26 protein-coding genes are annotated in these 25933 nt (G+C 74.0%); 12 read left to right on the forward strand and 14 right to left on the reverse strand.

All coding sequences use genetic code 11. The features are described 5' to 3' along the window. Positions 1–30: 30 nt before the first annotated feature. The 8 genes from JQN72_RS03025 to JQN72_RS03060 form a co-directional block, all read right to left on the reverse strand. Positions 31–1185: an acyl-CoA dehydrogenase family protein gene (locus JQN72_RS03025; protein WP_204133690.1), complete on the reverse strand. Its 1155-nt coding sequence runs from the start codon at positions 1183–1185 to the stop codon at positions 31–33. A 55-nt stretch (positions 1186–1240) separates the two neighbouring features. After that, the gene (locus JQN72_RS03030) at positions 1241–2299 is read right to left on the reverse strand and encodes an ABC transporter ATP-binding protein (protein WP_204133691.1); all 1059 of its coding nucleotides are present in this window, start codon (positions 2297–2299) and stop codon (positions 1241–1243) included. Then, positions 2296–3123, reverse strand: a complete 828-nt coding sequence (locus JQN72_RS03035; RefSeq protein ID WP_204133692.1) for an ABC transporter permease — start codon at positions 3121–3123, stop codon at positions 2296–2298. The genes JQN72_RS03030 and JQN72_RS03035 overlap by 4 nt, the downstream gene beginning before the upstream one ends. Then, the gene (gene modA / locus JQN72_RS03040) at positions 3120–3899 is read right to left on the reverse strand and encodes a molybdate ABC transporter substrate-binding protein (RefSeq protein WP_204133693.1); all 780 of its coding nucleotides are present in this window, start codon (positions 3897–3899) and stop codon (positions 3120–3122) included. The genes JQN72_RS03035 and modA overlap by 4 nt, the downstream gene beginning before the upstream one ends. Then, positions 3896–4291 (reverse strand): molybdopterin-binding protein, encoded by a 396-nt coding sequence (locus JQN72_RS03045; RefSeq protein ID WP_204133694.1) that lies wholly within the window; start codon positions 4289–4291, stop codon positions 3896–3898. The genes modA and JQN72_RS03045 overlap by 4 nt, the downstream gene beginning before the upstream one ends. Positions 4292–4396: 105 nt before the next feature. Next, the gene (locus JQN72_RS03050; RefSeq protein ID WP_204133695.1) at positions 4397–5242 is read right to left on the reverse strand and encodes an SGNH/GDSL hydrolase family protein; all 846 of its coding nucleotides are present in this window, start codon (positions 5240–5242) and stop codon (positions 4397–4399) included. Continuing rightward, complete coding sequence (locus JQN72_RS03055; RefSeq protein WP_204133696.1) at positions 5239–5937, reverse strand: uracil-DNA glycosylase; 699 nt, start codon at positions 5935–5937, stop codon at positions 5239–5241. The genes JQN72_RS03050 and JQN72_RS03055 overlap by 4 nt, the downstream gene beginning before the upstream one ends. Before the next feature lie 23 nt (positions 5938–5960). Beyond that, on the reverse strand, positions 5961–6314 hold the full coding sequence (locus JQN72_RS03060) for a helix-turn-helix transcriptional regulator (protein ID WP_204133697.1): 354 nt from the start codon (positions 6312–6314) through the stop codon (positions 5961–5963). A gap of 115 nt (positions 6315–6429) precedes the next feature. Here JQN72_RS03060 and JQN72_RS03065 point away from each other — a divergent pair, with 115 nt between their 5' ends. The 11 genes from JQN72_RS03065 to JQN72_RS03115 all read left to right on the forward strand — a co-directional run bounded on the left by JQN72_RS03065 (position 6430) and on the right by JQN72_RS03115 (position 18728). Continuing rightward, a complete protein-coding gene (locus tag JQN72_RS03065; RefSeq protein WP_204133698.1) occupies positions 6430–6933 on the forward strand; it encodes an ArsI/CadI family heavy metal resistance metalloenzyme in 504 nt (167 codons plus the stop codon). Beyond that, entirely contained in the window at positions 6930–7634 is a 705-nt protein-coding gene (locus JQN72_RS03070) for an MIP/aquaporin family protein (protein WP_204133699.1), read from the forward strand. Before JQN72_RS03065 ends, JQN72_RS03070 begins: the two co-directional genes overlap by 4 nt. Then, the gene (locus JQN72_RS03075) at positions 7631–8050 is read left to right on the forward strand and encodes an arsenate reductase ArsC (protein ID WP_204133700.1); all 420 of its coding nucleotides are present in this window, start codon (positions 7631–7633) and stop codon (positions 8048–8050) included. The genes JQN72_RS03070 and JQN72_RS03075 overlap by 4 nt, the downstream gene beginning before the upstream one ends. A gap of 63 nt (positions 8051–8113) precedes the next feature. Continuing rightward, complete coding sequence (locus JQN72_RS03080) at positions 8114–8776, forward strand: HAD family hydrolase (protein ID WP_204133701.1); 663 nt, start codon at positions 8114–8116, stop codon at positions 8774–8776. 9 nt (positions 8777–8785) lie between these two features. Beyond that, the gene (locus JQN72_RS03085) at positions 8786–10153 is read left to right on the forward strand and encodes a pyridoxal-dependent decarboxylase (protein ID WP_307812387.1); all 1368 of its coding nucleotides are present in this window, start codon (positions 8786–8788) and stop codon (positions 10151–10153) included. 166 nt (positions 10154–10319) lie between these two features. Further along, positions 10320–10613 (forward strand): DUF3263 domain-containing protein, encoded by a 294-nt coding sequence (locus JQN72_RS03090; protein ID WP_307812388.1) that lies wholly within the window; start codon positions 10320–10322, stop codon positions 10611–10613. 313 nt (positions 10614–10926) lie between these two features. Continuing rightward, complete coding sequence (locus tag JQN72_RS03095) at positions 10927–11391, forward strand: hypothetical protein (RefSeq protein WP_204133703.1); 465 nt, start codon at positions 10927–10929, stop codon at positions 11389–11391. 263 nt (positions 11392–11654) lie between these two features. Then, on the forward strand, positions 11655–13280 hold the full coding sequence (gene groL / locus JQN72_RS03100) for a chaperonin GroEL (protein WP_204133704.1): 1626 nt from the start codon (positions 11655–11657) through the stop codon (positions 13278–13280). 290 nt (positions 13281–13570) lie between these two features. Then, positions 13571–15346, forward strand: a complete 1776-nt coding sequence (locus JQN72_RS03105) for an alkaline phosphatase D family protein (RefSeq protein ID WP_204133705.1) — start codon at positions 13571–13573, stop codon at positions 15344–15346. 9 nt (positions 15347–15355) lie between these two features. Then, positions 15356–16174 carry an ABC transporter ATP-binding protein gene (locus JQN72_RS03110; RefSeq protein ID WP_204133706.1) on the forward strand — a complete coding sequence of 273 codons (819 nt, stop codon included), beginning with the start codon at positions 15356–15358 and terminating at the stop codon, positions 16172–16174. Position 16175: 1 nt separating this feature from the next. Next, positions 16176–18728 (forward strand): ABC transporter permease, encoded by a 2553-nt coding sequence (locus tag JQN72_RS03115; protein ID WP_204133707.1) that lies wholly within the window; start codon positions 16176–16178, stop codon positions 18726–18728. Positions 18729–18794: 66 nt separating this feature from the next. Here the strand turns inward: JQN72_RS03115 and JQN72_RS03120 are convergent, their stop codons facing one another. Then, positions 18795–19085, reverse strand: coding sequence for a WXG100 family type VII secretion target (locus tag JQN72_RS03120; RefSeq protein ID WP_204133708.1), 291 nt, complete (start codon positions 19083–19085; stop codon positions 18795–18797). A gap of 156 nt (positions 19086–19241) precedes the next feature. Between JQN72_RS03120 and JQN72_RS03125 the strand changes: the two genes are divergently transcribed. Beyond that, the gene (locus JQN72_RS03125) at positions 19242–20018 is read left to right on the forward strand and encodes a DUF4031 domain-containing protein (protein ID WP_204133709.1); all 777 of its coding nucleotides are present in this window, start codon (positions 19242–19244) and stop codon (positions 20016–20018) included. Here JQN72_RS03125 and JQN72_RS03130 read toward each other — a convergent pair. The 5 genes from JQN72_RS03130 to JQN72_RS03150 all read right to left on the reverse strand — a co-directional run bounded on the left by JQN72_RS03130 (position 19999) and on the right by JQN72_RS03150 (position 25921). Continuing rightward, on the reverse strand, positions 19999–20655 hold the full coding sequence (locus JQN72_RS03130; protein WP_204133710.1) for a hypothetical protein: 657 nt from the start codon (positions 20653–20655) through the stop codon (positions 19999–20001). The two genes, JQN72_RS03125 and JQN72_RS03130, sit on opposite strands and share 20 nt — an antisense overlap. A gap of 4 nt (positions 20656–20659) precedes the next feature. Further along, complete coding sequence (locus tag JQN72_RS03135) at positions 20660–22000, reverse strand: DUF6596 domain-containing protein (RefSeq protein WP_307812389.1); 1341 nt, start codon at positions 21998–22000, stop codon at positions 20660–20662. Between the two features lie 4 nt (positions 22001–22004). Further along, complete coding sequence (locus JQN72_RS03140) at positions 22005–22367, reverse strand: YciI family protein (protein ID WP_204133711.1); 363 nt, start codon at positions 22365–22367, stop codon at positions 22005–22007. 172 nt (positions 22368–22539) lie between these two features. Further along, positions 22540–24393, reverse strand: coding sequence for a DUF2339 domain-containing protein (locus JQN72_RS03145; RefSeq protein WP_204133712.1), 1854 nt, complete (start codon positions 24391–24393; stop codon positions 22540–22542). A gap of 106 nt (positions 24394–24499) precedes the next feature. Further along, positions 24500–25921, reverse strand: coding sequence for a S1C family serine protease (locus tag JQN72_RS03150; RefSeq protein WP_204133713.1), 1422 nt, complete (start codon positions 25919–25921; stop codon positions 24500–24502). Positions 25922–25933: the final 12 nt, after the last annotated feature.

The raw sequence follows: 25933 nt of genomic DNA on the forward strand, positions 1-25933 counted from the left end.
GCGGTTCCGTCGGATCCTCGGGAGCCGTCGTCAGCGCAGCACGTGCCGCCCGATGACGAGGCGCTGGATCTGGTTGGTGCCCTCGAAGATCTGGGTGACCTTGGCCTCGCGCAGGTAGCGCTCGGCGGGGAAGTCCTGGGTGTAGCCGGCCCCGCCGAGCACCTGCACGGCGTCGGTCGTCACGCGCATCGCCGCGTCGGTGGCGACGAGCTTGGCGACGGCGGCCTCCTTGCCGAACGGCCGGCCGGCGTCCTTGAGCCGGGCTGCGTGGAGGTACGTGGCGCGCGCCGAGGTGACCGCCGCCTCCATGTCGGCGAGGAGGAACGCCAGGCCCTGGAACTCGCCGATGGCGCGGCCGAACTGCCGGCGCTCCCCGGCGTAGCCCGCGGCGAGGTCGAGGGCCGCCTGGGCGAGACCGGTGGCGGCGGCCGCGATGCCGAGCCGTCCGGCGTCGAGGGCGGTGAGGGCGATGGCCATGCCGCGCCCCTCCTCGCCGATCCGCCGGTCCGCGGGGACGCGGACGTCGTCGAACATCACCTCGCGCACCGTGTCGCAGTGCAGGCCCATCTTCCGCTCGGGAGCCCCGAAGGACAGCCCCTCGGCGTCGGCCGGGACGACGAGGCAGCTGAGGCCCTTGCCGCCGTCGTCGGACGTGCGCGCGAAGGTCGTGTAGTAGTCGGCGTGGCCGGCGTGGCTGATCCATGCCTTGCGGCCGCGGATGACGTAGTCGTCGCCGTCGCGGGTCGCGCGGGTCGTCATCGAGGCGATGTCCGAGCCGGCGAGCGGCTCGGACAGGCAGTAGGCGCCGAGCTGGTCACCCGACAGCATCGCCGGCAGGAGCGCGGCCTGCTGGTCGGGCGTGCCGAACGTCGTCACCGGGAACGCGGTGAGGGAGTGCACCGACACCCCGACGGCGACGCTCATCCAGGCGGTCGCGACCTCCTCGACGACCTGGAGGTACACCTCGTAGGGCTGGCCGTGGCCGCCGTGCTCCTCGGGGTGGGGGAGCGAGAGGAGGCCCGCGGCGCCCAGGGTGCGGAAGGTCTCCGTGGGGAAGGACTCGCCGGTGGCGGCGGCGCACTCGGCGTCGTCGACCTTCGGGCGCAGCTCCTTGGCGCAGAGCTCGCGGGTGAGGTCGACGAGGTCCTGACCCTCCTCGGTGGGCATGAGACGGGTAGCCGGCATGGTCCCGAGGCTACCGAGGTGCCGAGACGTCCGACCGACCCATCGGGAGCTTCCGTCAGCGGGGGTAGGCGCTGACCTCGGTGGCCTTGACACCGGCCCACACCGCGGCCCCGGGCCGCAGGCCCAGCGTGGCGACCGACCCGGCGGTGACCTCGGCGAGCAGCGCCGCGTCGGTGCCCTCGACGGCGAGCCGGACCCGGACGGTCTGTCCCACGAGCTCGACGCCGACCACCCGTGCGGGCCAGGCGTTGCGGGTCGAGCCGTGCGGCTCCTCGGGGTACAGCGCGACCGCGGAGGGCGCGAACGCGGCCCAGGTGGGCCCGGTGTGCTCGACCCCGCCGGTGACGACCGCCCCGAGCGGGGTGTCGAGCGTGTCGGGGCCGCTCGTCGTCCCGGGGTAGAGGTTGAGCCCGACGACGTGCGCGACGTACGGGTCGCGGGGGCGGGCGACGACCTCGGTCGGCGTGCCCTCCTGGACGACCCGGCCGTCCTCGACGAAGACGAGGTGGTCGGCGAGGGTCAGCGCGTCCAGGGGGTCGTGGGTCACCACGACGGTGACGCCCCCGTAGTCGCCCAGCCGGGAGGCCAGCGTGGCACGCACCTGCGGACGAGTGGCGGGGTCGAGGGCGGAGAGGGGCTCGTCGAGCAGGAGCAGACGCGGGTCGGTGGCGAGGGCCCGGGCCAGGGCCACCCGCTGGGCCTGCCCGTGCGACAGGGCCGCCGGCCGGCGGTCGGCGAGGTCGTCGATGCCGAGGGCCTCGAGCTCGGCGTGGGCGCGCGCGGCGGCGGCCCGTCGCTCCTCCCCGCGGCTGCGCGGTCCGAAGGCGACGTTGCCGAGGGCGGTGAGGTGCGGGAACAGGAGGTGGTCGGCGGCGAGCAGGCCGACCTCTCGCTCCGCCGGGCCGAGCCGCCGGCGGTCGTCGGCCCAGGTGTGGCCGTCGACGCGGACATGGCCGCCGGCGAGCGGCAGCAGACCCGCGAGCGCGTGCAGCACGCTCGTCTTCCCGGCCCCGTTGGGGCCGAGGACGGCGGCCACGCGCCCGGGCTCGACGAGCAGCGGGACGTGGACGTCGAAGGCGCCGCGGGAGACCCGGACGTCGGCGTCGAGGCTCATCGCATCCACCGCCCGCGGAGCAGCCCGAGGACGAGCACCGACACGGCGAGCATCGCGATGCTCAGCGCCAGCGCGGCCTGCGGGTCGCTCTGGAGGGCGACGTACACGGCCAGTGGCGCGGTCTGGGTGCGTCCGGCGAAGTTGCCCGCGAAGGTGATCGTCGCCCCGAACTCGCCGAGTGCCCTGGCCCACGCCAGTGCCGCGCCCGAGACGACCCCGGGGGCCGCGAGGGGCAGCGCCACCCGGGTGAAGGTGCGCAGCGGGGAGGCGCCGAGGGTCGCCGCGACGGCGTCGTAGCGGGCGTCGACCGCCCGCATCGCGCCCTCGACCGCGAGCACGTAGAACGGCAGCGAGACGAACACCTGCGCGAGCACGACGGCGCTCGGGGTGAAGGGGAGCGAGACGCCGAAGGCCTCGAGGACCGGACGGCCGACGAGCCCGCGCCGGCCGTAGGCCATGAGCAGCGCCACTCCGCCGACGACGGGCGGCAGGACGACCGGGACGGTCATCACGGCCCGTAGCCACGTCGCGAGCCGTCCGTCCGCGCGGGCGAGCAGCCAGGCGAGCGGGGTGCCGAGGACGAAGCAGGCGAGGACCGTGACGACGGTGGTGAGCAGCGACAGGCGGATGGCCGGCCACACGACGGGTGCCGAGAGGTGCCGGCCGAGGTCGGCCCAGTCGGTGCGCAGCAGCAGCCCGAGCAGCGGGAGGACGACGAGCCCCACCGCTGCGACCGCCGGGACGACGAGGGCGGCCCGGGAGAGGGCCGGACGGCCGGCCGTCCGGCGCGTCGCCCGAGCGGATGCCGGGCCGGCGGTGCTCACGGCGCGAGGAAGCCGGCGGCGGTCAGCGCCTGCTCGCCCGCCGGGCTCGTGAGGAGGCCGGCGAAGGCGGTGACCTCGGGACGGTCGGCCAGCCGGACGAGTGGGTACGTGAGGACGACGTTGTCGTCCGCCGGCACCTCGACCCCGCGCACGGCGTCGCCGGCGCCCACGACGTCGGAGTGGTAGACGAGGGCGGCGTCGGCCTCGCCGAGGGTCACCTTCGTCAGGGTCGCCTTGACGTCGACCTCACGGGAGACGACGTGCGGGGTCACGCCGGCGCGGTGCAGCACCTCGTCGGCGGCCGCTCCGCAGGGGACGGACTGCGCGCAGAGGACGACGTCGAGGTCGGGGTCGGCGAGGTCCTCGACGGAGGCGACGTGACCGGGGTCGTCCGGTGGCGTCGCGATCTCGACGGTGTTCCGGGCGATCGGGGTCGTGTCGCCGCGGGCGTCGGCGGGCAGGAGGTCGAGGGCCGCCTCGCCGGCGCTGGCGTAGAGGTCGGCGGGCGCGCCTTCGGCGATCTGCTGCGCCAGCGTGGTGCTGGAGCCGAAGCCGAGCCTGACGGTGACCCCGGGGTGGTCCTGCTCGTACTGCTGCGCCAGGGCGGTCAGCGGCTCGGTGAGCGAGGCCGCCGCGAGCACGGTGACGGTGCCCGACTCCGGGCTGCCCGAGGCTCCGGGGCCGGCCGAGGTGTCGGCGGACGTGGCAGGGGAGCAGGCGGTGAGGGCCAGGGCGGCGCATCCGACGACGACGGCGGCGGCGGTGCGAGCCCTCATCGGGGCACCCCGACGACGACGTTCGTCGACTTGATGCTGGCGACCGCGACGGACCCGACCTCGAGCCCGAGGTCGCGGACGGCCTCGCTGGACATGAGCGAGACGATGCGGAAGGGCCCGCACTGGAGCTCGACCTGGGCCATGACGGTGTCGGTGAGCACGTTCGTGACGATGCCGCGCATCCGGTTGCGGGCCGACTCGTCGGCCACGGTGCCGACCGGCGCGGGCCGGGCGACCTCCTGGGCGACGGCGGCGAGGTGTGCGCCCTCGACGACGAGGCGGCCGGCATCGTCGCGCGTGGCCGGAAGGCGGTCGGCGTCGACCATCCGGCGCACCGTGTCGTCCGAGACGCCGAGGAGCGTGGCCGCCTCGGAGATTCGCATCTGCGTCATGCATCAGAGAATAGCTCCGCACCTGCGGATGATTGGCGAGAGACTCCTCTCGCGGATGTGTGTGGACACGCCGCGGAACCCTCGGCGTGTCCACACACCTTCGGGTCAGACGTCGGGGAGGTGCTGGTCGCTCGGCACCTGCTCGGGGTCGCGGAAGTGCTGCAGCTCCGGGCGCTTGGGGGTGCGACCCGCACCCGACGACGTCCCGCGCAGGCGCCGCTCGACCCACGGGGCCGCGTGGGTGCGCACCCAGTCGACGTGGCCGCGCAGCTCGTCGCCGCGGCCCGCCCGGTCGCCCGGCGGCAGGGGCGTCGCCCAGTCGCGGGCCTCGGTGTCGTGGCCGAGCGCGCTGAGCGCCGCCAGCGAGACCCGGCGGTGGCCCTCGGTCGTCAGGTGGATGCGGTCCTCGGACCACATCCGCCAGTCCCGCAGGGATGCCATGCCCCAGAGGTTGAGGACGTGGCAGCCGTGGTCCTGGGCGATCGTGAAGAGGTTGGCCGAGTGCACGGCGTGCCGTCCGCGCAGCGCCTTGAACAGGCCGGCGTCGCGGGTGTCGGTGGGGGTGGCGAGCAGGACGTCCGCGCCGGTGGACCGGATGCGGACGACCGCCTCCTCGAGCCGCGACGCCAGGCCGTCGAGGTCGACCGACGGCCGCAGCAGGTCGTTGCCGCCGCCGACCATCGAGACGAGGTCCGGCGTCATCCGCATCGCGGCGTCCAGCTGCGGGCCCACGACGTCCGACAGCGTCCGGCCCCGGACGGCGAGGTTGGCGTAGCCGAACGGCAGGTGCTGGGCCTCGGCGAGCCGGTCGAGGTGCCCGGCGAGCCGGTCGGCCCATCCGACGTAGTGGTCGTCGCGCTCGGGGTCGTGGTCCGAGAGTCCTTCGGTGAACGAGTCGCCGATCGCCACGTAGCGCGTCCAGACGCGGTGCTCCTCGCGGCGGGGGGTCACGGGAGACTCCAGTCGACGGGGTCGGCGCCGGCCTGGCGCAGCAGGGCGTCGGCGCGGGAGAAGGGGCGCGAGCCGAAGAAGCCGTTGTGCGCGGACAGCGGGCTCGGGTGGGCGGACTCGATGCACGGGATGCCGGTCAGGTGCGGCGCGAGCGAGCGGGCGTCGCGGCCCCACAGGACGGCGACGAGCGGACCGCCGCGCTCGACGAGCACCTGGATGGCGCGGCCCGTCACCTCCTCCCAGCCGCGGCCGCGGTGGCTCGCCGGCTTCCCGGGGCGGACGGTGAGGACGCGGTTGAGGAGGAGGACGCCCTGCTCGGCCCAGGGGGTGAGGTCGCCGGTGCTCGGCATCGGCAGGCCGAGGTCGTCCTGGAGCTCCTTGTAGATGTTGACCAGGCTCTTCGGGATGGGCCGGACGTCGGGCGCGACCGAGAACGACAACCCCATGGCATGCCCGGGGGTGGGGTAGGGGTCCTGGCCGACGACGAGGACGCGCACGGCGTCGAGGGGCTGCTGGAACGCCCGCAGCACGTGCAGACCCCCGGGCAGGTACCCGCGGCCGGCGGCGACCTCCTCGCGGAGGAACTCGCCGAGCCGGGTGACGGCCGGCTCGACGGGGGCGAGGGCCTCGGCCCAGCTCGGGTGGATGAGCTCGCGCAGCGGCTTCGCGGTGCTCGGAGCAGGCGGGGTCGACATCGGCCCCACCGTAGTACGGGCGGTCAGGCCAGGATGGCGCGGACGTCCTCGAGCCGGGACGGGACGACCCGGAACCAGGCCCAGGTGCCGCGCTTCTCGCGCTCGAGCAGCCCGGCGTCGACGAGCACCTTGAGGTGGTGCGAGACCGTCGGCTGGGCCAGCCCGACGAGCGGGGTCAGGTCGCAGACGCAGGCCTCGCCGGCCTCGGTGGAGCGGATGGCGCTGAGCAGCCGCAGGCGGACGGGGTCGGCGACGGCCTTGAGCAGGGCCGCGCTCCGCTCGGCCTCCTCGGCGGTCAGCCCGCCGTCCGTGCCGATCCCACAGCACGGGGCGGTGGTCCCGGCCACCGGGCTCACGGGCGGCTCACGGGTCGACATCGGCGGCTCCTCTCACTCATCGATCACCATCTATATTGACATGTGTCGATTTACCGTGGTTTCCTCGATGCAGCCCATCGACGACCGTCGATACGATACGCACCGGAGGTGTCCCATGACCACGCCGACCAGCCGCGTCCAGCTCGCCCTCAACGTCGCCGACCTCGAGGCGTCCGTCGCGTTCTACGCCGCGATGTTCGGCGTCGAGCCGCACAAACGCCGTCCCGGCTACGCCAACTTCGAGGTCGCCGAGCCGCCGCTCAAGCTCGTGCTCATCGAGACGAGCGAGGCGACCCGCGGCTCCGGCACCGAGGGCGCCCTCAACCACCTCGGGGTCGAGGTCGGGTCCACCGACGACGTCGCCGCCGCTCGCGAGCGTTTCGCCGCCGCGGGGCTCGCCGCCTTCGACGAGAACGACACGACGTGCTGCTACGCCCTCCAGGACAAGGTCTGGGTCCACGACCCGGCCGGTGCCCCGTGGGAGGTCTACACCGTCAAGGACGACGATCCCTCCGAACCGCGCCCGGCCACGGCGAGCCTCGAGATCCTCGGCGACGGCGGGTGCTGCACTCCGGACGCCGGCCACGCGGCACGGACCGAGGAGGCGTGCTGCTCGTGACGACACCGTGGCGGGCCCTGGCCGCCGAGGCGGTGGGGGCCACAGGGCTGCTCGCCGCCGTCGTCGGCTCCGGGGTGATGGCCACCCGGCTCACCGACGACGTCGGTGTCCAGCTGCTCGCCAACGCCGTCGCCTCCGTCGCCGCCCTCGGGGTGCTCGTCGCGTGCCTGGCCCCGGTCAGCGGAGCGCACTTCAACCCTGCGGTCTCCCTCGCCCAGGCGATCCGCGGCGACCTGCCGTGGCGCCATCTGTCCCCGTACGTCGTGGCCCAGGTGGCGGGTGGAGTGCTCGGCACGGTGCTCGCCAACCTCATGTACGACCTGCCGGCGGTCGCCGCCTCCACCACGGGCCGCGGCGGAGCCGGTCAGTGGCTGGGTGAGACCCTGGCCACGGCCGGCCTGCTCATGGTCGTCGGCTTCGTGGCCCGCGGCGGGCGGGAGAGGATGGCGCCCCTGCTCGTCGCCGGGTGGATCCTCGCCGCCTACTGGTTCACGTCCTCGACGTCCTTCGCCAACCCCGCCGTCACCGTCGCCCGTACCCTGTCCGACACCTTCGCCGGCATCGCCCCGGCCTCCGCACCCGGCTTCGTGCTCGCCCAGCTCGCCGGCGTCGCGGTCGGGCTGCCCCTGATGTCCCTCGTCGCCGCACCCCGTGCCACGACGACCTTCGAGTCGCCCGAGACCCCGCAGGAGACCCCGTGAGCACCGACCGCCCGTCCGTCCTCTTCGTCTGCGTGCACAACGCCGGCCGCTCCCAGATGGCCGCCGCCTACCTGGGTCACCTGTCCGGTGGTGCGGTCGAGGTCCGCTCGGCCGGCTCGGCGCCGGGCGACGCCGTCAACCCGGTCGCCGTCGCCGCGATGGCCGAGGAGGGCATCGACATCTCGGCCGAGCAGCCCAAGGTCCTCACGCCGGACGCTGTCGAGGCCTCCGACGTCGTCGTGACGATGGGCTGCGGCGACACGTGCCCGTACTTCCCGGGCGTGCGCTACGAGGACTGGGTGCTCGACGACCCCGCGGGCCAGGGCATCGAGGTCGTCCGGCCGATCCGGGACGAGATCCGCGGCCGGGTGCTCACGCTGCTGGGCGAGCTCGGCGTCGAGCCCACCGGCGCCTGACGTCCCGGCCCGCGCCGCCCGCCCCCGCGACCCCCGCGGACGCGGCCTCGGCAGACTGTGCCCGTGACCGCCACCCCGTACCGCCCCGTCGTCCTCTTCGACCTCGACGGCACGCTCGCCGACACCATCCCGCTGATCGTCGAGAGCTACCGGCACGCCTTCCGCACGGTGCTCGGCGAGGAGGTCGACGAGGCGCGCGCCCGGGCCTGGATCGGCCGCCCGCTCCTCGAGGCGCTGCTCGAGGAGAGCCCCGAGCACGGCCACGCGCTCGAGGCCGCCTACCGGGAGTGGAACCTCGCGAACACCGCGCGCCTCATCCGCCGGTACGAGGGCGTGCCCCAGCTGCTCGCCGACCTGGCCGCCGCCGGGGTGCGGACGGCCGTCGCCACGAGCAAGCGCCGCGACACCGCGCGGCTCGCGCTCGCCGGTGTGGGGGTCGAGGGGATGGTCGACGTCGTCGCCGCGCTCGAGGACACCGACCGGCACAAGCCCGACCCGGCACCCCTCCTGCACGCCGCCGCGGCCCTCGGCGTGGCACCGGCGGAGTGCGTCTACGTGGGGGACGCCGTCGTCGACGTCCGGGCCGCCCGGGCCGCCGGGATGGTCTCCGTCGCCGTCACGTGGGGTGCCGGTGAGCGGGACGCGCTCGCCGCCGTGGAACCCGACGCGGTCGTCGACGACGTGCCCGCCCTCGCAGACCTCCTCCTCGCCCGCGTCCGCTCCTAGACTCCGCTCGTGAACCCTGCGTCCGGCTACTCGCGCAACACCCACCAGGAGCTGACCGACCTCCTCGACGCGGTCACCGAGTACGCCGAGCGACGCATCCGCATGCTCCCGCCGCTCGACCGGCCGCGCACCCAGGAGGACCTCGACGCCGCCCTGGGCCGGACGGTCACGCCCGGGGGGATCGGCGGCTCCGAGGCGATGCGGGTGTTCGTGGACGAGCTCGCGCCGGCGTGCCTGTCCACCGACCACCCGCGATACCTGTCCTTCATCCCCTGTGCCCCGAGCGACGCCGCGGTCGTCTTCGACCTCGTCGTCGGGGCGTCGTCGATCTACGCGGGGTCCTGGCTCGAGGGTGCGGGGGCGGTGTGGGCCGAGAACCAGGCGCTGCGCTGGATCGCCGACCTCGCCGGGCTGCCCGAGCGGGCCGGCGGGGTGTTCGTGCCCGGCGGGACGGTCGGCAACCTCTCGGCGCTGGTCACGGCGCGCGCGACGGCCCGGCGGCAGGCTCGCGCAGGGGTGCGTCCGTGGCGGGTGGCGGCGACCGCCGGGGCCCACAGCTCCGTCGCGTCGGCCGCCGAGGTCATGGACGCCGAGCTCGTCGGGGTCGTGGGCGACGCCGACTGGCGGCTCTCCGGCCCGGCGCTGCGCGCGACGCTCGAGGCCCACGGCCCGGAGACGTTCTTCGCCGTCGTGGCGACCGCCGGGACGACGAACTTCGGCATCGTCGACGACCTCGCGTCCGTCGCGCAGGTGTGCGAGGAGTACGGCCTGTGGCTGCACGTCGACGGCGCCTACGGCGGGGCGGGCCTGGCGGCGCCCTCGGTCCGGGACCGCTACGCGGGGGTCGAGCGGTGCGACTCGTTCATCGTCGACCCGCACAAGTGGCTCTTCGCCCCGTTCGACTGCTGCGCGCTGCTCTACCGCGACCCCGCCCTCGCCCGGGCCGCACACACCCAGCGCGCCGGTTACCTCGACGTCCTCACCGAGGCCCCGGAGTGGAACCCGACCGACTACGCCGTGGGCCTGACCCGGCGGGCACGCGGACTCCCGTTCTGGTTCTCGCTCGCGGTCAACGGCACGGACGCCTACACCGCGGCGGTCGAGCGCACCCTCGAGGTCGCCCGGTTCGCGGAGGCAGAGGTCGTCCGTCGCGAGCACCTCGAGCTGGTCCGCGCACGCGACCTGTCGGTCATCGTCTTCCGGCGCCTCGGGTGGGGCGCGGACGACTACCACGCGTGGTCGGACCGGCTGCTCGACGAGCAGCTCGGGTTCGTCGTCCCGACCGCGCACGACGGGGAGACCCTGGCGCGATTCGCGGTCGTCAACCCCGCGACGACCGAGGACGACATCCGCGCCGTCCTCGACACGATGTCCTGATCCGGAGCTGAGGCTGATGAGACATGTGTGACTTGTGAGTCGGCTCGGGCGGCACCTGTCCAGTCGACACGCGGAAGAGTCGCCGAGCCGAATGACAGCCCTGTCATTCGGCGGCTACAGTGGGGCCCGCCGCAGCACCACCACATCGAAGGGTCGAGTACTTACCGTGAGCGCCGCGTCCGATCAGGTCACCACCGCCGTCGGCTCCCCGGAGCTGTCCGAGCGGGACCGAGAGATCCTCGCGTTCGAGCGGCAGTGGTGGAAGTACGCCGGGTCCAAGGAGACCGCCATCAAGGAGCTCTTCGACATGAGCTCCACGCGGTACTACCAGGTCCTCAACGCACTCATCGACAACCCGGTGGCGCTCGCGCACGACCCCATGCTCGTCAAGCGGCTGCGCCGCCTGCGGGCCAGCCGCCAGCGGGCCCGGTCGGCCCGCCGCCTCGGCATGGAGCCCTGAGCCCGCCGCAGGCCACCGACCAGTGACGCCCGTCCGTGAGGGAAGCCGGACGGGCGTCTCTGTGTCCACGGCGTTTCCGCCCGCATCCGGTTCGAGGTGATGTTCGACCTCGAGAAGGTCGAACATCACCTCGAACCGCGTAGAAGGAACGAGGTGCCGGGAGGGCTCAGGGTGGGTCGGGGTCCGGGTAGGCCCACGGGGCGTCGACGTCGGGAGCGCCCACGACACCCGCCGACGTCAAGCGGGGGCCGTCTCGTTCACCTGCCGTTCATCTCAGGAGGGCCCAGCCGGGGTGTGCTGCGAGGATGGCCGGATGACGGATCTCGACTGGAGCACCCGGGACGGCCTCGCGGCCATCAAGACCCATCTCGCGGCACGGATCGAGGGATGGCGTCCGCCGGTCGCGTACGCGGTGGGCATCTCGCCGGCCACCTCCTCGCCCGAGTGGGTGTTCCCGCACGTCAACGCCCCCGGCGGGGAGCACGGGCTGCCTGCGGTCGTCCTCGCGACGATCCTCGGCCACGACGGCTCGACGGCCACCCTCCCGCTGGGCCGTGCCGACCTGGAGGCCGCGGTCGAGTCGCTCTCGCCGGCGGAGGCGTGCACCGACGTGCCGCACCCCAACCTGGCGGCCTGGCGCGAGGTGCTGCACGAGCTCGACGGCAACCCCGCCCGCGAGGCCCTCGCCGTCTTCGTCGCCGACCTCGCCGACCCGGTGGCGTCGGAGGCCGACGCGTCGATGCGGCTGACGTTCGAGGACGCCGACCCGGTGCTCTGACGGCGACGGCGCGGACCGGCCGTCCAGAAGCGGCTGTGCACGAGCTCCTCGCACAGCACCTCTCGTGGCGCGACGACGCGCGTTTGCACTCGCCGGGGGAGAGTGCCAATAATGAGCCTTAGCACTCTCCTGGTGAGAGTGACAGAATCCGACCGGCCCGGTGAGGGTCGGGTCGACACGGTGATGTGAGCCGTGTCGCCCGGCTCGTCCGTCGCGGGCACCGTCCGGTCCCACCTTCGATTCGCGTGGGAGGAACCACCCGAATGGCCAAGATCATCGCTTTCGATGAGGAGGCGCGCCGCGGTCTCGAGCGGGGTATGAACACCCTCGCCGACGCCGTCAAGGTCACCCTCGGCCCCAAGGGCCGCAACGTCGTGCTGGAGAAGAAGTGGGGCGCCCCCACGATCACCAACGACGGTGTCTCGATCGCCAAGGAGATCGAGCTCGACGACCCGTACGAGAAGATCGGCGCCGAGCTCGTCAAGGAGGTCGCCAAGAAGACCGACGACGTGGCCGGTGACGGCACGACGACGGCCACCGTCCTCGCCCAGGCGCTCGTCCGCGAGGGCCTGCGCAACGTCGCCGCGGGTGCCAACCCGATGGCGCTCAAGCGCGGCATCGAGAAGGCCACCCAGGCCGTCTCCGACGAGCTGCTGGCGAACGCCAAGGACGTCGAGACCAAGGAGCAGATCGCCGCGACCGCGTCGATCTCCGCGGCCGACCCGGCCATCGGCGAGATGATCGCCGAGGCGATGGACAAGGTCGGCAAGGAAGGCGTCATCACCGTCGAGGAGAGCAACACCTTCGGCCTCGAGCTCGAGCTCACCGAGGGCATGCGCTTCGACAAGGGCTACATCAGCCACTACTTCGTCACCGACACCGAGCGCATGGAGGCCGTGCTCGAGGACCCCTACGTCCTCATCGCGAACTCCAAGATCGGCAACATCAAGGACCTGCTGCCCCTCCTCGAGAAGGTCATGCAGTCCGGCAAGCCGCTGCTCGTCATCTCCGAGGACGTCGAGGGCGAGGCCCTGAGCACGCTCGTCGTCAACAAGATCCGTGGCACGTTCAAGTCCGCCGCGGTGAAGGCCCCCGGGTTCGGCGACCGCCGCAAGGCCATGCTCGGCGACATCGCCATCCTCACCGGTGGCCAGGTCATCTCCGAGGAGGTCGGTCTCAAGCTCGACACCGCGGACCTCTCCCTCCTGGGTCGCGCCCGCAAGGTCGTCGTCACCAAGGACGAGACGACGATCGTCGAGGGTGCTGGCGACAACGACCAGATCCAGGGTCGGGTCAACCAGATCCGCGCCGAGATCGAGAAGTCGGACTCCGACTACGACCGCGAGAAGCTCCAGGAGCGCCTCGCCAAGCTCGCCGGCGGCGTCGCCGTCATCAAGGCGGGTGCGGCCACCGAGGTCGAGCTCAAGGAGCGCAAGCACCGCATCGAGGACGCCGTGCGCAACGCGAAGGCGGCCGTCGAGGAGGGCATCGTCGCCGGTGGTGGCGTCGCGCTGATCCAGGCCGGTGCCAAGGCGTTCGCCAACCTCACCCTCGACGGTGACGAGTCGACCGGCGCCAACATCGTCAAGGTCGCCATCGAGGCACCGCTCAAGCAGATCGCGGTCAACGCCGGTCTCGAGGGTGGCGTCGTCGCGGAGAAGGTCTCCAACCTCACCCCGGGTCACGGCCTCAACGCCGCCACCGGCGAGTACGAGGACCTCGTCTCCGCGGGCGTCATCGACCCGGCCAAGGTGACCCGCTCGGCGCTGCAGAACGCCGCGTCGATCGCCGCGCTGTTCCTCACGACCGAGGCGGTCATCGCCGACAAGCCCGAGAAGGCCGCTCCGGCCATGCCGGGTGGCGACGACATGGGTGGCATGGGCTTCTGACCCACCCCGCGTCACGCGACCGACGGGCGGTCCTCCTGCGGGAGGGCCGCCCGTCGTCGTATTCGCCCCGCACCCGCACCGCCCGGACTCCGTCCTCCTCCTCGACATTTCGGGGTGACCCCGAAATGTCCACGAGACAAGGGTTCGGAAGCCATGTCTCGTGGACGAACCGGGGTCTCGGGGCATCGGACACCTACGTCGTGGGCACAACGTCGTCCCGTCCTGCGCCGGGGTCGGACCAGGGTGCCTCCTGACAGCCATGGCACAGCCGGAGCGGGCAGGATGGGCGGATGAGCCTCCACCCCACCGACCTCCCGGCCGAGGAACCGCTCGTCCTCGGGCCCCTCCTGCGCTACGTCGACGACACGTCGGCCACGGTGTGGGTGCGCACCGCGGACACGGCCACGGTCACCGTGACCCGGGACGGACGCTCGTGGAGCTCCCCGACCTTCCGCGTCCACGGTTCGCACTACGCCCTCGTCGTCTGCGACGGGCTCGAGCCGGGAACCGACCATCCCTACGAGGTCGCCGTGGGCGGCGAGACGGTCTGGCCCCCGCCGGGCGCGCCCGAGAGCCGCATCCGCACCCTCGACCCGGACCGGCACCCGTACCTCGCGTTCGGCTCGTGCCGGACCATGGGCAGCCACGACGTCGCGGGGAACACCGAGCACGGCGTGGACGCCCTGCGCAGCCTCGGTGTCGCCCTGCGCGACGACGCCGCCGCCGGTCGGCCCGACCTCCTGCTCCTGCTCGGCGACCAGGTCTACGCCGACACCACGCCGCACCCCGAGCTCGAGCTCTTCATGCGCAGCCGGCGCAGCCTCGAGGAGCCGCCGTACGACGAGATCAAGGACTACCCCGAGTACGACGAGCTCTACCGGCTCGCCTGGAGCGACCCCGTCATCCGCTGGGTGCTGTCGACCCTGCCCTCGGCGATGATCTTCGACGACCACGACATCCGCGACGACTGGAACACGTCGTGGTCCTGGCGGCAGGACATCCGGGCGACGACGTGGTGGCAGGAGCGCATCGTCTCCGGGCTCGCGTCGTACTGGGTGCACCAGCACATCGGCAACCTGTCCCCGGCCGACCTCGCCGAGGAGGAGGTCTACCGGCACGTGCTCGAGCACGCCGCGGCGCGGCCGGAGGGGGAGGCCGGCGAGGAGCTCGACCTCACCGACAGGCTCGACGACCTCGCGGCCCGTGCCGACGCGCAGCCGGAGACCTACCGCTGGAGCTGCACCCGCGAGGTCGGGGACTGCCTCGTGGTGCTCCTCGACTCGCGCGCGGCCCGCGACCTCCAGCCCGGACACCGGTCGATGCTCGACGACGTCGAGATGCGCTGGCTCGACGACACGCTCCGCGGTGGCCACCGGCACGTGCTCGTCGGGACCTCGCTGCCGTTCCTCCTGCCACCCGGGCTGCACGACCTCGAGGCGATGGACGAGGCGGTCGCCCAGGGGGCCTACGGGCGGCGGGCCGCACGTCTCGCGGAGAAGGTCCGCCGGGTCATCGACCTCGAGCACTGGGCCGCGTTCAACGTGGGTTTCGACGAGGTGTCCGAGATGGTGATGAGCCTGGCCCGCGGCGAGCGCGGTCCCGCGCCGGCGACGGTGACCTTCCTGTCCGGTGACGTCCACAACTCCTACATCGCCGAGGTCACCGACCCCGCGCAGTACGGCGCGCACTCCCGCGTCCTCCAGGCGGTCTGCTCGCCGATCCGCAACCCGATGCCCCGGGCGGTCCGTGTCGTGATGTCGATGCTGACCCGCTCGCTCGTCCGCCCGATGCGGTTCCTCACGAGCAGGTCGGAGCGGGTGCCCGACCCCGCCTACCCGTGGACCGTCACCGAGGGCCCGTGGTTCGACAACAACATCGCGCTGCTCCGCGTCGTCCAGGGCGGCCTCGAGCTCACCTGGGTCACGGGGGTCGTCGACGGTGACACCGACCGGCCGACACTGCGGAAGGTGTACGGCACGCACATCGACGCGCGGGCCGCCGAGGACGCAGGCCCGGGGGCCGACCGGGGTGGACCCCGACGGCGGCTCCCCACCCCCGTCGCCTAGCGTTTCCCCATGAGCACCCCCGAGCCCTCCCCGACCGCCGGGGCCACGGGCCCCTCGGTGCCCGCCGGCCCCGACCCGACGGCGCCCTCCGGACGGGCGGCCGCCGCACGGGTCGAGGACCTCACCAAGGTGTACGGCAGCGGTGACACCCGGGTCGTCGCGCTCGACGCCGTGAGTCTCGAGCTGCACGCCGGCGAGTTCACCGCGATCATGGGCCGCTCCGGCTCCGGCAAGTCGACCCTCATGCATTGCGCCGCGGGCCTGGACGCCGCGACCTCCGGGCAGGTGTACCTCGGCGACGTCGACCTCACGACGCTCAAGGAGCGCCGCCTCACCGAGCTGCGCCGGGACCGCATCGGCTTCGTCTTCCAGGCGTTCAACCTGGTCCCGACGCTCACCGCCGAGGAGAACATCACCCTGCCGCTCGCGATCGCCGGCCGACGGCCGGACCCGGCCTGGTTCGACGAGGTCGTCGACACCGTCGGCCTGAGGGACCGTCTCGGGCACCGGCCGGGTGAGCTCTCGGGCGGCCAGCAGCAGCGGGTCGCCTGCGCGCGGGCGCTCGTCGGCCGCCCGGACGTCGTCTTCGCCGACGAGCCCACCGGCAACCTCGACTCGACCTCCGGCGCGGAGGTCCTCGCCTTCCTCCGCCGCGCCGTCGACGACCACGACCAGACCGTCGTCATGGTGACCCACGACCCCGGCGCCGCCAGCTGGACCGACCGCGTCGTCTTCCTCGCCGACGGCCGGGTCGTCGGCGAGCTGCGCGAACCCACCCCCGAGACCGTCCTCGAGCGGATGGCCGGGCTGGCCGACCCGGTGGCCTGAGATGCTCCGGGCCACCTGGCGCGGGATCCTCGCCCACAAGCTGAGGCTGGTCCTCAGCGGGGTGGCCGTCGTCCTCGGGGTCGCGTTCGTCGCCGGCTCCTACGTCTTCACCGACACCCTCGACCGCGCCTTCCAGGGGCTTACCCAGGGCACGGTCGGCGATGTCATCGTCCGTCCCGTCGGAGGCGCGGGAGGAGCGCCGGGCGCCGGCCAGGGTGGGACCCGGACGGTCCCGGACGACCTCGTCGGGACCCTCGCCGCGGTGCCCGGCGCGGCCCGCGCGGACGGCAGGGTGGCCGCGTTCGGCACGTACGTCGTCGACCGCGACGGCAAGCTCGTCGGCAGCAACGGCCCGCCCGGCATCGTCGTGTCCTACAGCGACGGCCCGGCCGCCCGCGGACTGCCGACCTCCACCCTCGAGACCGGACGGTGGCCGGGCGCGTCGGGTGAGGTCGTGCTCGACACGAACACCGCGGCCCGTGCGGGCTACCGGCCCGGTGACGAGGTGCCGCTCGTCACCTCGACGGCCCGCCCCGACCTCACCGTGACCCTCGTCGGGACCGCGGAGTTCGCGGGGACGTCGGTCGTCGGCGCGAGCGTCGTGATGTTCGACGCCGAGCAGGCCCAGGAGCTCTACCTCGGCGGGGCCGGACAGTGGTCCACGGTGTGGGTGACGGCCGCCGACGGGACCAGTCAGGACGAGCTGGTCGCGGCCGTCCGGTCGGAGCTTCCCGAGGGGTTCGAGGCGACGACGGGGGACGCCGCGGCGCAGCGGACCGCGAACCGCATCGACGAGGCGCTCTCGTTCGTCACGACGTTCCTCCTCGTCTTCGCCGGTGTCGCCCTGACCGTGGGGGCCTTCCTCATCGTCAACACCTTCTCGATCCTCGTCGCGCAGCGCAGCCGGGAGCTCGCACTGCTCCGCGCGATCGGCGCGAGCCGGCGGCAGGTGTCGCGCTCGGTGCTCCTCGAGGCCCTCGTCGTCGGTCTCGTCGGCTCGGCCCTCGGGGTGGCGCTCGGCGTGGTCCTCGCGCTCGGGATCCGCTGGGTGTTCGGCCGGGTCGGGCTCGACCTCGGGGTCAGCGCGCTCGAGCTGCGGCCGCGGACCGTCGTCGTCGCGCTCGTCGTCGGGGTGCTCGTCACGGTCGTCGCGGCCTACCTGCCGGCCCGCCGGGCCGGTGCGGTGCCGCCGGTCGCCGCGATGCGCGACGACGTCGTCCTCGCCGAGGGCGGGATGCGCCGCCGCCTCGCCGTCGGGGCCGTGCTCCTGGCCGCCGGTGCCGCGGGGATGGCGGCGGGGCTCGCAGGCCGGGGCAGCGAGCCCACCTACGTGCTCGGAGCAGGGACGTTCGGGGTGCTCGTGGGGACGGCACTGCTCAGCCCCGTGCTCGGTCGTCCGGTGCTCGGGGTGCTCGGACGGCTGTACCGGAAGGGATTCGGGGCGGTCGGCCGGATGGCGGAGCAGAACGCGCGGCGCAACCCACGGCGCACCGGGGCGACGGCGTCGGCGCTGATGATCGGCGTATCGCTCGTCACCCTCATGTCGGTGCTCGGGGCGTCGGCGAAGGCCAGCCTGGACAAGGCGCTGGCCGAGGACATCGTCGCCGACTACATCGTCTCGAGCGTCGTCGGCCAGGGCTTCTCGGCGGCCATCACGGACGCCGTGGCCGCCACGGACGGGGTCGAGACGGTCGTCCGGGTGCGGGGCGCACGGCTCGAGGTGGACGGCGACCGTGAGTTCGCCACGGGGGTCGACCCCGACGCCGTGACCCGGGTGGCGACGCCAGACGTCGTGTCGGGCTCGCTCGCCGACCTCGGGACCGACGGCATCGCGCTGTCCGACGAGTACGCCGTCGGCCACGGTCTCGCGGTGGGGTCGGCGGTGACCCTCGGGTTCGCGGGGGACGAGCGGGCCGTGACGGTCGTCGCGACCTACGTCGAGGACGCGGTCCTCGTCTCGGACGTCACGATGTCGCTCGAGGCGTTCGACGAGCTCGGGGTGCCGCCCACCGACCGCACGGCGTTCGTCCTCGCCCGTCCGGGGACCGACCGCGACGCCCTGCGCGCCGCGCTGGACGAGGCCGTCGCGGACCTCCCCACCGTCACGGTGGCCGACCAGGCCGAGTTCGCCGCCGAGCAGCGCGAGCCCATCGACCGGCTGCTCTTCATCGTCTACGCCCTGCTCGGCCTCGCCGTGGTCATCGCCGTCCTCGGCATCGTCAACACCCTCGCGCTGTCGGTGGTCGAGCGGGTACGCGAGATCGGCCTGCTGCGTGCCGTGGGCCTCAGCAGGCGCCAGCTGCGCTCGATGCTGCGGCTGGAGTCGGTGGCCATCGCGGTGCTCGGTGCGGTGCTCGGCATCGTCCTCGGGCTCGTCTTCTCCGTGGCGCTGCAGCGCTCGCTCGCCGACGACGGCATCGACGTCCTCGCCGTGCCGTGGTGGCAGCTGGCCGGGTTCGTCGCGGTCGCTGCGCTCGTCGGGGTCCTGGCGGCGGTCTGGCCGGGGCGGCGGGCCGCGCGGCTCGACGTGCTGCGGGCCATCGCCACGGAGTAGCCGCACGGCGGCGTGCGCCGGGTGGCAGGAGGGCGGTCCCCTGCCGGCCCTCCTGCCCGCGACGCGCTAGGAGAACATCCGCACGGCCTGGGCCTCGGTGTCGGCGTACTGCGACCCGGCCGCCCCGAGCACCTGGCCGATCGAGTCGAGGCTCTCGCGCACCTGCTGCTGGGTGCCGCGCCACTGGGTGACGACGCCCTGGAACTGCGTGGACGCCGTGCCGGTCCACGCGTCCTGCAGGCCGGTGAGCCGGGCGAGCATGACACCGACCTGCCCCTCGATCTCGGACGAGATGCGCGCGACGTCCGCGGACGCGGCGGCGATGCGGTCGGTGTCGACCTGGAACTGTGCAGCCATGTGGGGTCCACCCCTTCGGTCGTGGGCGGCCCGGACGGCCACCCTCGTCCTCCGACGCTAGGCCGGACCGGGCGTCCGGCCGCGAGGTTTTCCACAGACGCCCCCGCAGCGCCCGTCGGGACCACCGTGGCGGGGACCACGTCCTAGGCTCGCGGCGTGGCCATCCTCGTCGACCCGCCCCGGTTCGAGGCGCACGGGCGGCGCTGGTCCCACCTCGTGAGCGACACGAGCCTCGATGAGCTGCACGCCTTCGCGGAGCGCTGCGGCATCCCGCGCGCCGCCTTCGAGGGCGACCACTACGACGTCCCCGAGGAGCGCTACGACGCGGTCGTCGCGGCCGGCGCGCTGCCCGTCCAGGGCCGAGAGGTCGTCCGGGCCCTCGTCGGGAGCGGGCTGCGGATGCAGAAGCGGCGCGGGGACATCGGCGTCGCACGGGTCACCGGGGTCTCCTTCCCGGACGGCACCTCCGCCGACGTCGACCTCATCCGTTCCGCGCGCGAGGCCCACGCGGCCCGGGTCTTCGCCGCGATGGTCTACGTGCGCGACGCTCGGGGGGACTTCGCGGTCGTCCGGTCGGTGCGGCGGGACCAGTGGGGCGCTCCCGGCGGATGGCGTGAGCCGCACGAGTCGGTGCGGGAGAACGCCGTGCGCGAGGCCACGGAGGAGGTGGGCATCCGGCTCGACCCGGCCGCGCTGCGCGCCGTCGGGTACGAGCGCTTCCACCACCGCACCGCCGGCGGCCTGTGGCGTGAGGGACAGGACATCCTCCAGGTGTACGTCGTCGACCTCCCGGAGGTCAGGCCGTCGCTGTCGTCGACGCTCGACGACACCGACGAGCGCCGCTGGGTCACCTGGGACGAGCTCGAGGCGCTGTGCGGCGACCACTTCTACTGGCCGCTCGTCGCCGCCACCCTCACGCCGCGAGCCGACTGAGCTCGCGGGCCAGGTTCTCGCGCGCCGCCGGCTCCCACGTCCGCCGCGCGTGCGGGGTGGCGTACACGTGCGGCCGGACGAGGAACGGCCGCAGCACCGCGCTGCGACCCGCGGCGTAGTCGGCGGTGGTGACGTGCGCGTACTCCGCACGCACCTGGACGCAGTACTCGTCGAAGCGGGGGGTCGGCGCGGAGAGGACCCAGAGGTCGGCGTCGTGCAGCAGGACCCGGGCCGGTGCGGCGTGCCGGGCGTCGACCTCGTGGGCGGCGGTGTCGAGGACGACCGTGGCGACGTCGTCGACGAGTACGTCGTCGGCGCCCAGGGTGGCGAGGCACTCGACGGCGTAGCGTGCGCTCGCCCGCTCGTTGTCCGCACCGGTGACCGGGGAGTAGACGGCGTCGTGGAACCAGGCGGCGAGGAGCGCGACCGACCGCTCGCGGCCGCGCACCCGTAGCGCCTTGCACAGCTCGTCGACGGCCGCGATGACCTCCGCCAGGTGGGTCGAGTCGTGGTAGTGCCGGTGTGGCTCGTCCCAGCGGGCGACGAGGTCGCGCCCCACGGCGGCCAGGGCTGCGTCGTCCACCCCGTCGAGCGCACCGCGGGCGTCCGCCGCCCACCGGTCCGTCAACGACTGCATCGGGTCACTCTCGCAGACCGGCGGCCGGATCGGCGCCCGACCGCCGGGGCGCTCCGCACCGTGGGCGTCGGTCGTTCTCCCGGTGCGCCCGCAGCCCGCTCGGCCGGGCCCTCAGGCGAGAGCGGCGCGGCGGCGCTCGAGGTCCGCGCGCTCCGAGGGGTTCGTCGTGAGCTCGAGGGCCCGGTCGAAGGCCGCCCGCGCCTCGTCGCCGCGGCCCAGCCGCCGCAGCAGGTCGGCACGGGTCGCGTGGTAGGCGGTGTAGCCGGGCAGCTCGAGGTCCTCGACGAGACGCAGCGCCTCCGCGGCGCCCTCGACCTCCGCGACGGCGACGGCGCGGTTGAGGGCCACGACCGGGGTGGGAGTCATTGCGTACAGCTGGTCGTAGAGGGCCCGGATCTGCGCCCAAGTCGGTGTCGTCGAATGTCACGGCATCGGTGTGCACCGCCTGGATGGCGGCGAGCAGCTGGTACTGGCCCGGCCGGTTGCGACGCAGGCACTCCCGGACGAGCTCGTGGCCCTCGGTGACGAGCACCCGGTCCCAGAGCCGTCGGTCCTGCTCGTCCAGCGGCACCAGGCGGGGCGAGCCGTCGACGTCTCGGACCCTGGCCGGACGCCGGGCGTCGGACAGCAGCATGAGGGCCAGCAGGCCGGTCGTTTCCGGTTCGTCGGGCATGAGCGAGCACAGCACCCGGGTGAGCCGGATCGACTCGGCCGAGAGGTCGGTCCGGACCGGCTCCTCACCGTGGGCGAGGTAGCCCTCGTTGTAGATGAGGTAGAGCGTCGCGAGCACGCCGCCGAGGCGCTGGGGGAGCTCGCTGTCGCGCGGCACGCGGTACGGGATGCGGGCATCGGCGATCTTGCGCTTCGCCCGGGTGATCCGCTGGGCCATCGTCCGTTCCGGGACGAGGAAGGCGTGCGCGACCTCGGGGACGGTGAGCCCGCCGAGGAGCCGGAGCGTCAGCGCCACCTGGGCCGACCTGGCCAGCGCCGGGTGACAGCAGGTGAAGAGCAGGCGGAGGCGGTCGTCGGGCACCGAGCTCACCGTGGACCCGGGGTCCTCGTGGGCGTACAGCACGTGTGCCTCCTGGTGGCGTGAGTCCCGGGTGGACTCACGCCGGACGCGGTCGAGGGCCTTGTTGCGGGCGGTGACGGTCAGCCAGCCCGCCGGCCGCGGGGGGATGCCCTCCTCGGGCCATCGACGAACGGCCTCCGAGAAGGCCTCCTGCGTCATCTCCTCCGCGAGCGAGAGGTCGCCGAAGCGTCGGGTCAGCCCGGCGACGATGCGACCGAACTCGGCGCGGTAGAGGGTGTCGACGGTGGTGAGGGCATCCCCCGAGCGGGTCATCTGCTCACTCGCTGGCGAGCGGGCGGACCTCCACCCGCTGGCCGCAGGCGGCCGAGCCCTTGGCGGCGATCTCGATGGCGGCGTCGAGGTCGGAGGCCTCGATGACCCAGAACCCGCCCAGGAACTCCTTGCTCTCGGCGAACGGGCCGTCGGTGGTCGTGACGTCGCTGCCGGTGTTGTCGACGACCGTGGCACTCTCCGGCGGGGTGAGCCCGCCGGCGAAGAGCCAGGCGCCGGAGGCCTGGAGCGTCTCGTTGAACTCGTCCACGGCGGCGATGGCGGCCTCCATGGCCGCCTCGTCCGCGTAGACCTCTCCGGCCTCGTGGACGCCGGCCGCGTGGTAGACGCCGAGCATGTACTGAGCCATGGTGCTTCTCCTCCGTGTCGTGGCCACGGCCTCCTGCCGTGCCCTCACCCGTCCTACGAACGCGCGGTCGCGGATGCGACACCCACCTGCCGACAAATCTAGGACGCCCCGGGGCTGCCGGGAGGGGTGGGGTCCGGCGGACGGCGGGCCGCCTGCGAGCCGGCGCCCGGCGTCAGGCCGCGCTCTCGGAGGACTGCGCGGCCGGCGGGGTCCGGCGGACGTCCTCCCACGCGCGGGCGTAGCGGCTCCCGGTGGTGAGGAGCAGCAGCCCGGTGCCGATGAAGGCGAGCGAGCGGACGACGCCGTCGAGGGCTGCGAGGTCGAAGAGGAACAGCTTGGCGACGGCGACCGCGGCGACGACCAGACCCGTGCGCAGCGCGACGTCCGCGCCGCTCGCGTGGTCGAGCGACCACAGGAGCAGGCCCGCCGCGACCGCCATCCAGGCGAGCGTCGCGAACGCGTGACCCACGGTGAAGCCGGTCTCGGCGTGGGCGAGGCCCAGCCCCGTCATGGTGCCGAGGCTGACGAACAGGGTCGTGACGGCGCCCAGGCCGACGGCGAGGCCGGTGACCCGGGCGGCGGTCCGCAGTGGGCGGGGGACACCCCGGACGACCGTGGCCGCCCAGACGCCGACCATGCAGAGGACGACGGTCAGCACGCCGTCGAGGAACGTGACGGGCAGGTCGTGCCGAGCGGAGCTGCTCCAGTCGGTCACCGCCGCCGCGTGGTCGAGCCATCCGAGCACGGCCGGCGCGGACATGCCGGTGCCCAGCGCCAGACCGATGCGGGAGCGGGCGGTGCCGGCGACGGCGAGGTGGCCGAGCGCGAGCACGAGGAGCCCGGTGCCGACGAACGCGGACGGGGCCCCGGTGACGGCGGCGAGGACCGCCGCCACCGCACCGCCGCCGGCGGTCGTCGCGACGAGATGCGTGGGCAGCGGGCCGAACGGCGGCCGACCCCAGGTGGTCGCGGTGAGCAGCAGAGCGGCCGCGACGACCAGGTGGGTCAGGGTGTCGAGCGGCGCCTCCTGGGCGGCGTCGACCCCGAGCGTGGCGACCACGGCGAGACCGACCGAGACCGTCGGAGCGACGCCACCGACGCTCCGACGGGCCGCGTCCCCGGCCATGGCGAGCGAGGCGACGAGCACCACCGCGGCGACCGCGGCGAGCCCGAGCGCCTCGACCGGCGGCGGCGTCGTGGCCGCCGCCGCGAGGAGGGAGAGGACGGCGGGCACGGTCCGCACGACGGTGAGGACCGGGACGGCACGTCCGTCCGCCGCCCACCACCCGACGACGAGGAGGACGGTGAGCAGCGCCGAGAGCACCCATCCGGTGCCCCCGGCGACGACCGGGCCGAAGGTCCCGGCGCCGGCGACCATGAGGACGGCCAGGGTCTCGCTCGACCAGGCCCGGGCGAGCCCGAGCCCCGCGACGGCCACGCCGAGGCACAGGACGAGCCCGACGACCGGTGGTATCCAGCCGTAGGCCACGGTCACCGCGACGACGTCGAGGAACGCGGCGGCCGCACCGGTCGCGACGAGAGCCACCGCGGCAGTCCCCACGGGTCGTCCGAGCCCTCGGTCACGCGCCCCTCCACGCGCGCCGAGGACACCGAGGACGGCCGCGAGGGCGGCGCCGGCACTCACCCGGGCCGCCGGACCGAACCACCCGTGGCGGACGGCGATGACGAGGAGCATCGCGATCCCGGCCAGCGTGACGACCGCGCCGGAGACCGCGAGCACCCGGGTCACCGCCCCCTCGCGCCGGTACCACGGGACCGGGGTGGGGAGCGGGGACGAGGCCCGTGCGGGTCCTGGCAGCGGTGCGACCGGGACACCCCGGGTCACCGTCCCACCGGTGTGCGCGCCCGTGGCCGGCTGCGGCTCCGCAGCGCCCGGGGGGCTCGTCGCGGCATCGTGGTCGAGCTCGGCCCGCATCCGGGCGAGCCCGTTGCCCACCACGTACATGCGCTGCATCGCGTCGGCGAACTCGCGCTCGAGCCGCACCACGTCATCCCTCTGCGTCATGACCGACAGCCTCCCCGCAGCACGCGACAGGGCGCCTGAGCACGGGTACTCATCCCGTGCCCAGGCGCCCTGTCGGTGGCGCTCCGGGGTGATGCTCCTGTGGATGTCAGCCGGCGTCGGCGTCCCGGGCTTCGAGGGTCGCGGTGAGCTCCGTGCTCCTCCCGTCACGCAGCACCGTGAGCTGCACGGTGTCGCCGACCGTCTTCTCGCGGATGTGGGCCACGAGCGACTCGGCGGAGTCCACCGCCTCGCCGTCGACCGCGACGACGACGTCGCCCTCCTGCAGCCCGGCCTGCGCGGCGGGGGTGCCCTCGCCGACCGAGGTGATCTCGGCGCCGGCCCGGGTGGCCGAGCCGTCCGAGGCCGAGCCGTCCTGCGGCGTGACACCGAGGTAGGCGTGCTTCGCGGTGCCGGTCTTGATCAGCTGGTCGGCGATCGAGCTGACCTCGCGGACCGGGATGGCGAACCCGATGCCGATGCTGCCGGACTGGCCGCCGTTCGAGCCGCCGAGCGAGGCGATCGAGGAGTTGATGCCGACGAGCCGGCCCTCCGCGTCGACGAGCGCCCCGCCGCTGTTGCCGGGGTTGATCGCCGCCGAGGTCTGGATCGCGTTCGTCACGACCGGCTCGGCCTGCTGCTGCTGGAAGTCGCCGTTGCCGAAGGGGCTGGACGGCTGCTGCTCGGCCTGCGTCGTCACGGGACGGTTGAGGGCGCTGACGATGCCGGTGGTCACGGTCCCCGCCAGCCCGAGGGGGTTGCCGACGGCCATGACCGGTTCGCCGACCGTCAGGGCGTCGGAGTCACCGAGGGTGACGGGGGCGAGGTCCTGCGGTGCGTTCTCGATCGTGATGACCGCGAGGTCGGTCGAGGGGTCGGTGCCCTGGACCTCGGCCGCGTAGGTGCGGCCGTCGGCCAGCGTGACCTGGAGCTTCTGGGCGCCGGCGACCACGTGGTTGTTCGTCACGACGTGCCCGTCACGGTCGATGACGACGCCCGAGCCGGCGGCCTCGCCCTGGTTGCTCGCGGCGTCGATCGCGACGACGCTCGGCGACACCGCGGCGGCCGTCGCGGTCCAGTCCGGGGCGTTCGCGTCCGCCTGGGCGACGGGGCCCTGCTGCTCCGTGCCGGGGTCCGGCTGGGCCGACGACTGCGCAGTGGAGGGGGTCTGCGCGTCGTCGGTCAGCCGGACCGCGGCGAGGGTGCCGCCGGTGGACAGGGCGGCGGCGAGCAGGGCGACCGCGGAGAGCTCCGCGACGCGCCGCCGTCCGGAGCCCGAGGAGGGAGATCCCGGGGGGCCGGACGCCCCCACCGGACCGCCCGGCCCACCGTGAGGGGGAGGGGGGACCGAGGGGCCGGTGGGGTGGTTCTGGGGGGCGTGAGGCTGCTGCTGCGGTGCGGCGGGCAGCGGAGCGGTCTGCGAGCCCAGCTCCGGCCGGGTGGCGGTGCCCGTCCCGCCGTGGGGGGTGTACCAGGTGGGGGTGGTCCACTCGGGGCCGTTGCTGCGGGGGGTGGGCTGCTGGTCGCTCATCGCTCGTTCGTG

Origin of the sequence: Phycicoccus sp. CSK15P-2 (assembly GCF_016888005.1) — a bacterium.
GTDB lineage: Bacteria > Actinomycetota > Actinomycetes > Actinomycetales > Dermatophilaceae > Phycicoccus.

What these genes read in the sequence shown, in the direction of transcription:
- JQN72_RS03025 (WP_204133690.1), bottom strand. Translation starts at nt 1,185, where the DNA reads ATGCCGGCTACCCGTCTCATGCCCACCGAGGAGGGTCAGGACCTCGTC.
- JQN72_RS03030 (WP_204133691.1), bottom strand. Translation starts at nt 2,299, where the DNA reads ATGAGCCTCGACGCCGACGTCCGGGTCTCCCGCGGCGCCTTCGACGTC.
- modA (WP_204133693.1), bottom strand. Translation starts at nt 3,899, where the DNA reads ATGAGGGCTCGCACCGCCGCCGCCGTCGTCGTCGGATGCGCCGCCCTG.
- JQN72_RS03045 (WP_204133694.1), bottom strand. Translation starts at nt 4,291, where the DNA reads ATGACGCAGATGCGAATCTCCGAGGCGGCCACGCTCCTCGGCGTCTCG.
- JQN72_RS03055 (WP_204133696.1), bottom strand. Translation starts at nt 5,937, where the DNA reads ATGTCGACCCCGCCTGCTCCGAGCACCGCGAAGCCGCTGCGCGAGCTC.
- JQN72_RS03060 (WP_204133697.1), bottom strand. Translation starts at nt 6,314, where the DNA reads ATGTCGACCCGTGAGCCGCCCGTGAGCCCGGTGGCCGGGACCACCGCC.
- JQN72_RS03065 (WP_204133698.1), top strand. Translation starts at nt 6,430, where the DNA reads ATGACCACGCCGACCAGCCGCGTCCAGCTCGCCCTCAACGTCGCCGAC.
- JQN72_RS03095 (WP_204133703.1), top strand. Translation starts at nt 10,927, where the DNA reads ATGACGGATCTCGACTGGAGCACCCGGGACGGCCTCGCGGCCATCAAG.
- groL (WP_204133704.1), top strand. Translation starts at nt 11,655, where the DNA reads ATGGCCAAGATCATCGCTTTCGATGAGGAGGCGCGCCGCGGTCTCGAG.
- JQN72_RS03105 (WP_204133705.1), top strand. Translation starts at nt 13,571, where the DNA reads ATGAGCCTCCACCCCACCGACCTCCCGGCCGAGGAACCGCTCGTCCTC.
- JQN72_RS03110 (WP_204133706.1), top strand. Translation starts at nt 15,356, where the DNA reads ATGAGCACCCCCGAGCCCTCCCCGACCGCCGGGGCCACGGGCCCCTCG.
- JQN72_RS03115 (WP_204133707.1), top strand. Translation starts at nt 16,176, where the DNA reads ATGCTCCGGGCCACCTGGCGCGGGATCCTCGCCCACAAGCTGAGGCTG.
- JQN72_RS03120 (WP_204133708.1), bottom strand. Translation starts at nt 19,085, where the DNA reads ATGGCTGCACAGTTCCAGGTCGACACCGACCGCATCGCCGCCGCGTCC.
- JQN72_RS03130 (WP_204133710.1), bottom strand. Translation starts at nt 20,655, where the DNA reads ATGCAGTCGTTGACGGACCGGTGGGCGGCGGACGCCCGCGGTGCGCTC.
- JQN72_RS03135 (WP_307812389.1), bottom strand. Translation starts at nt 22,000, where the DNA reads ATGACCCGCTCGGGGGATGCCCTCACCACCGTCGACACCCTCTACCGC.
- JQN72_RS03140 (WP_204133711.1), bottom strand. Translation starts at nt 22,367, where the DNA reads ATGGCTCAGTACATGCTCGGCGTCTACCACGCGGCCGGCGTCCACGAG.
- JQN72_RS03145 (WP_204133712.1), bottom strand. Translation starts at nt 24,393, where the DNA reads ATGACGCAGAGGGATGACGTGGTGCGGCTCGAGCGCGAGTTCGCCGAC.
- JQN72_RS03150 (WP_204133713.1), bottom strand. Translation starts at nt 25,921, where the DNA reads ATGAGCGACCAGCAGCCCACCCCCCGCAGCAACGGCCCCGAGTGGACC.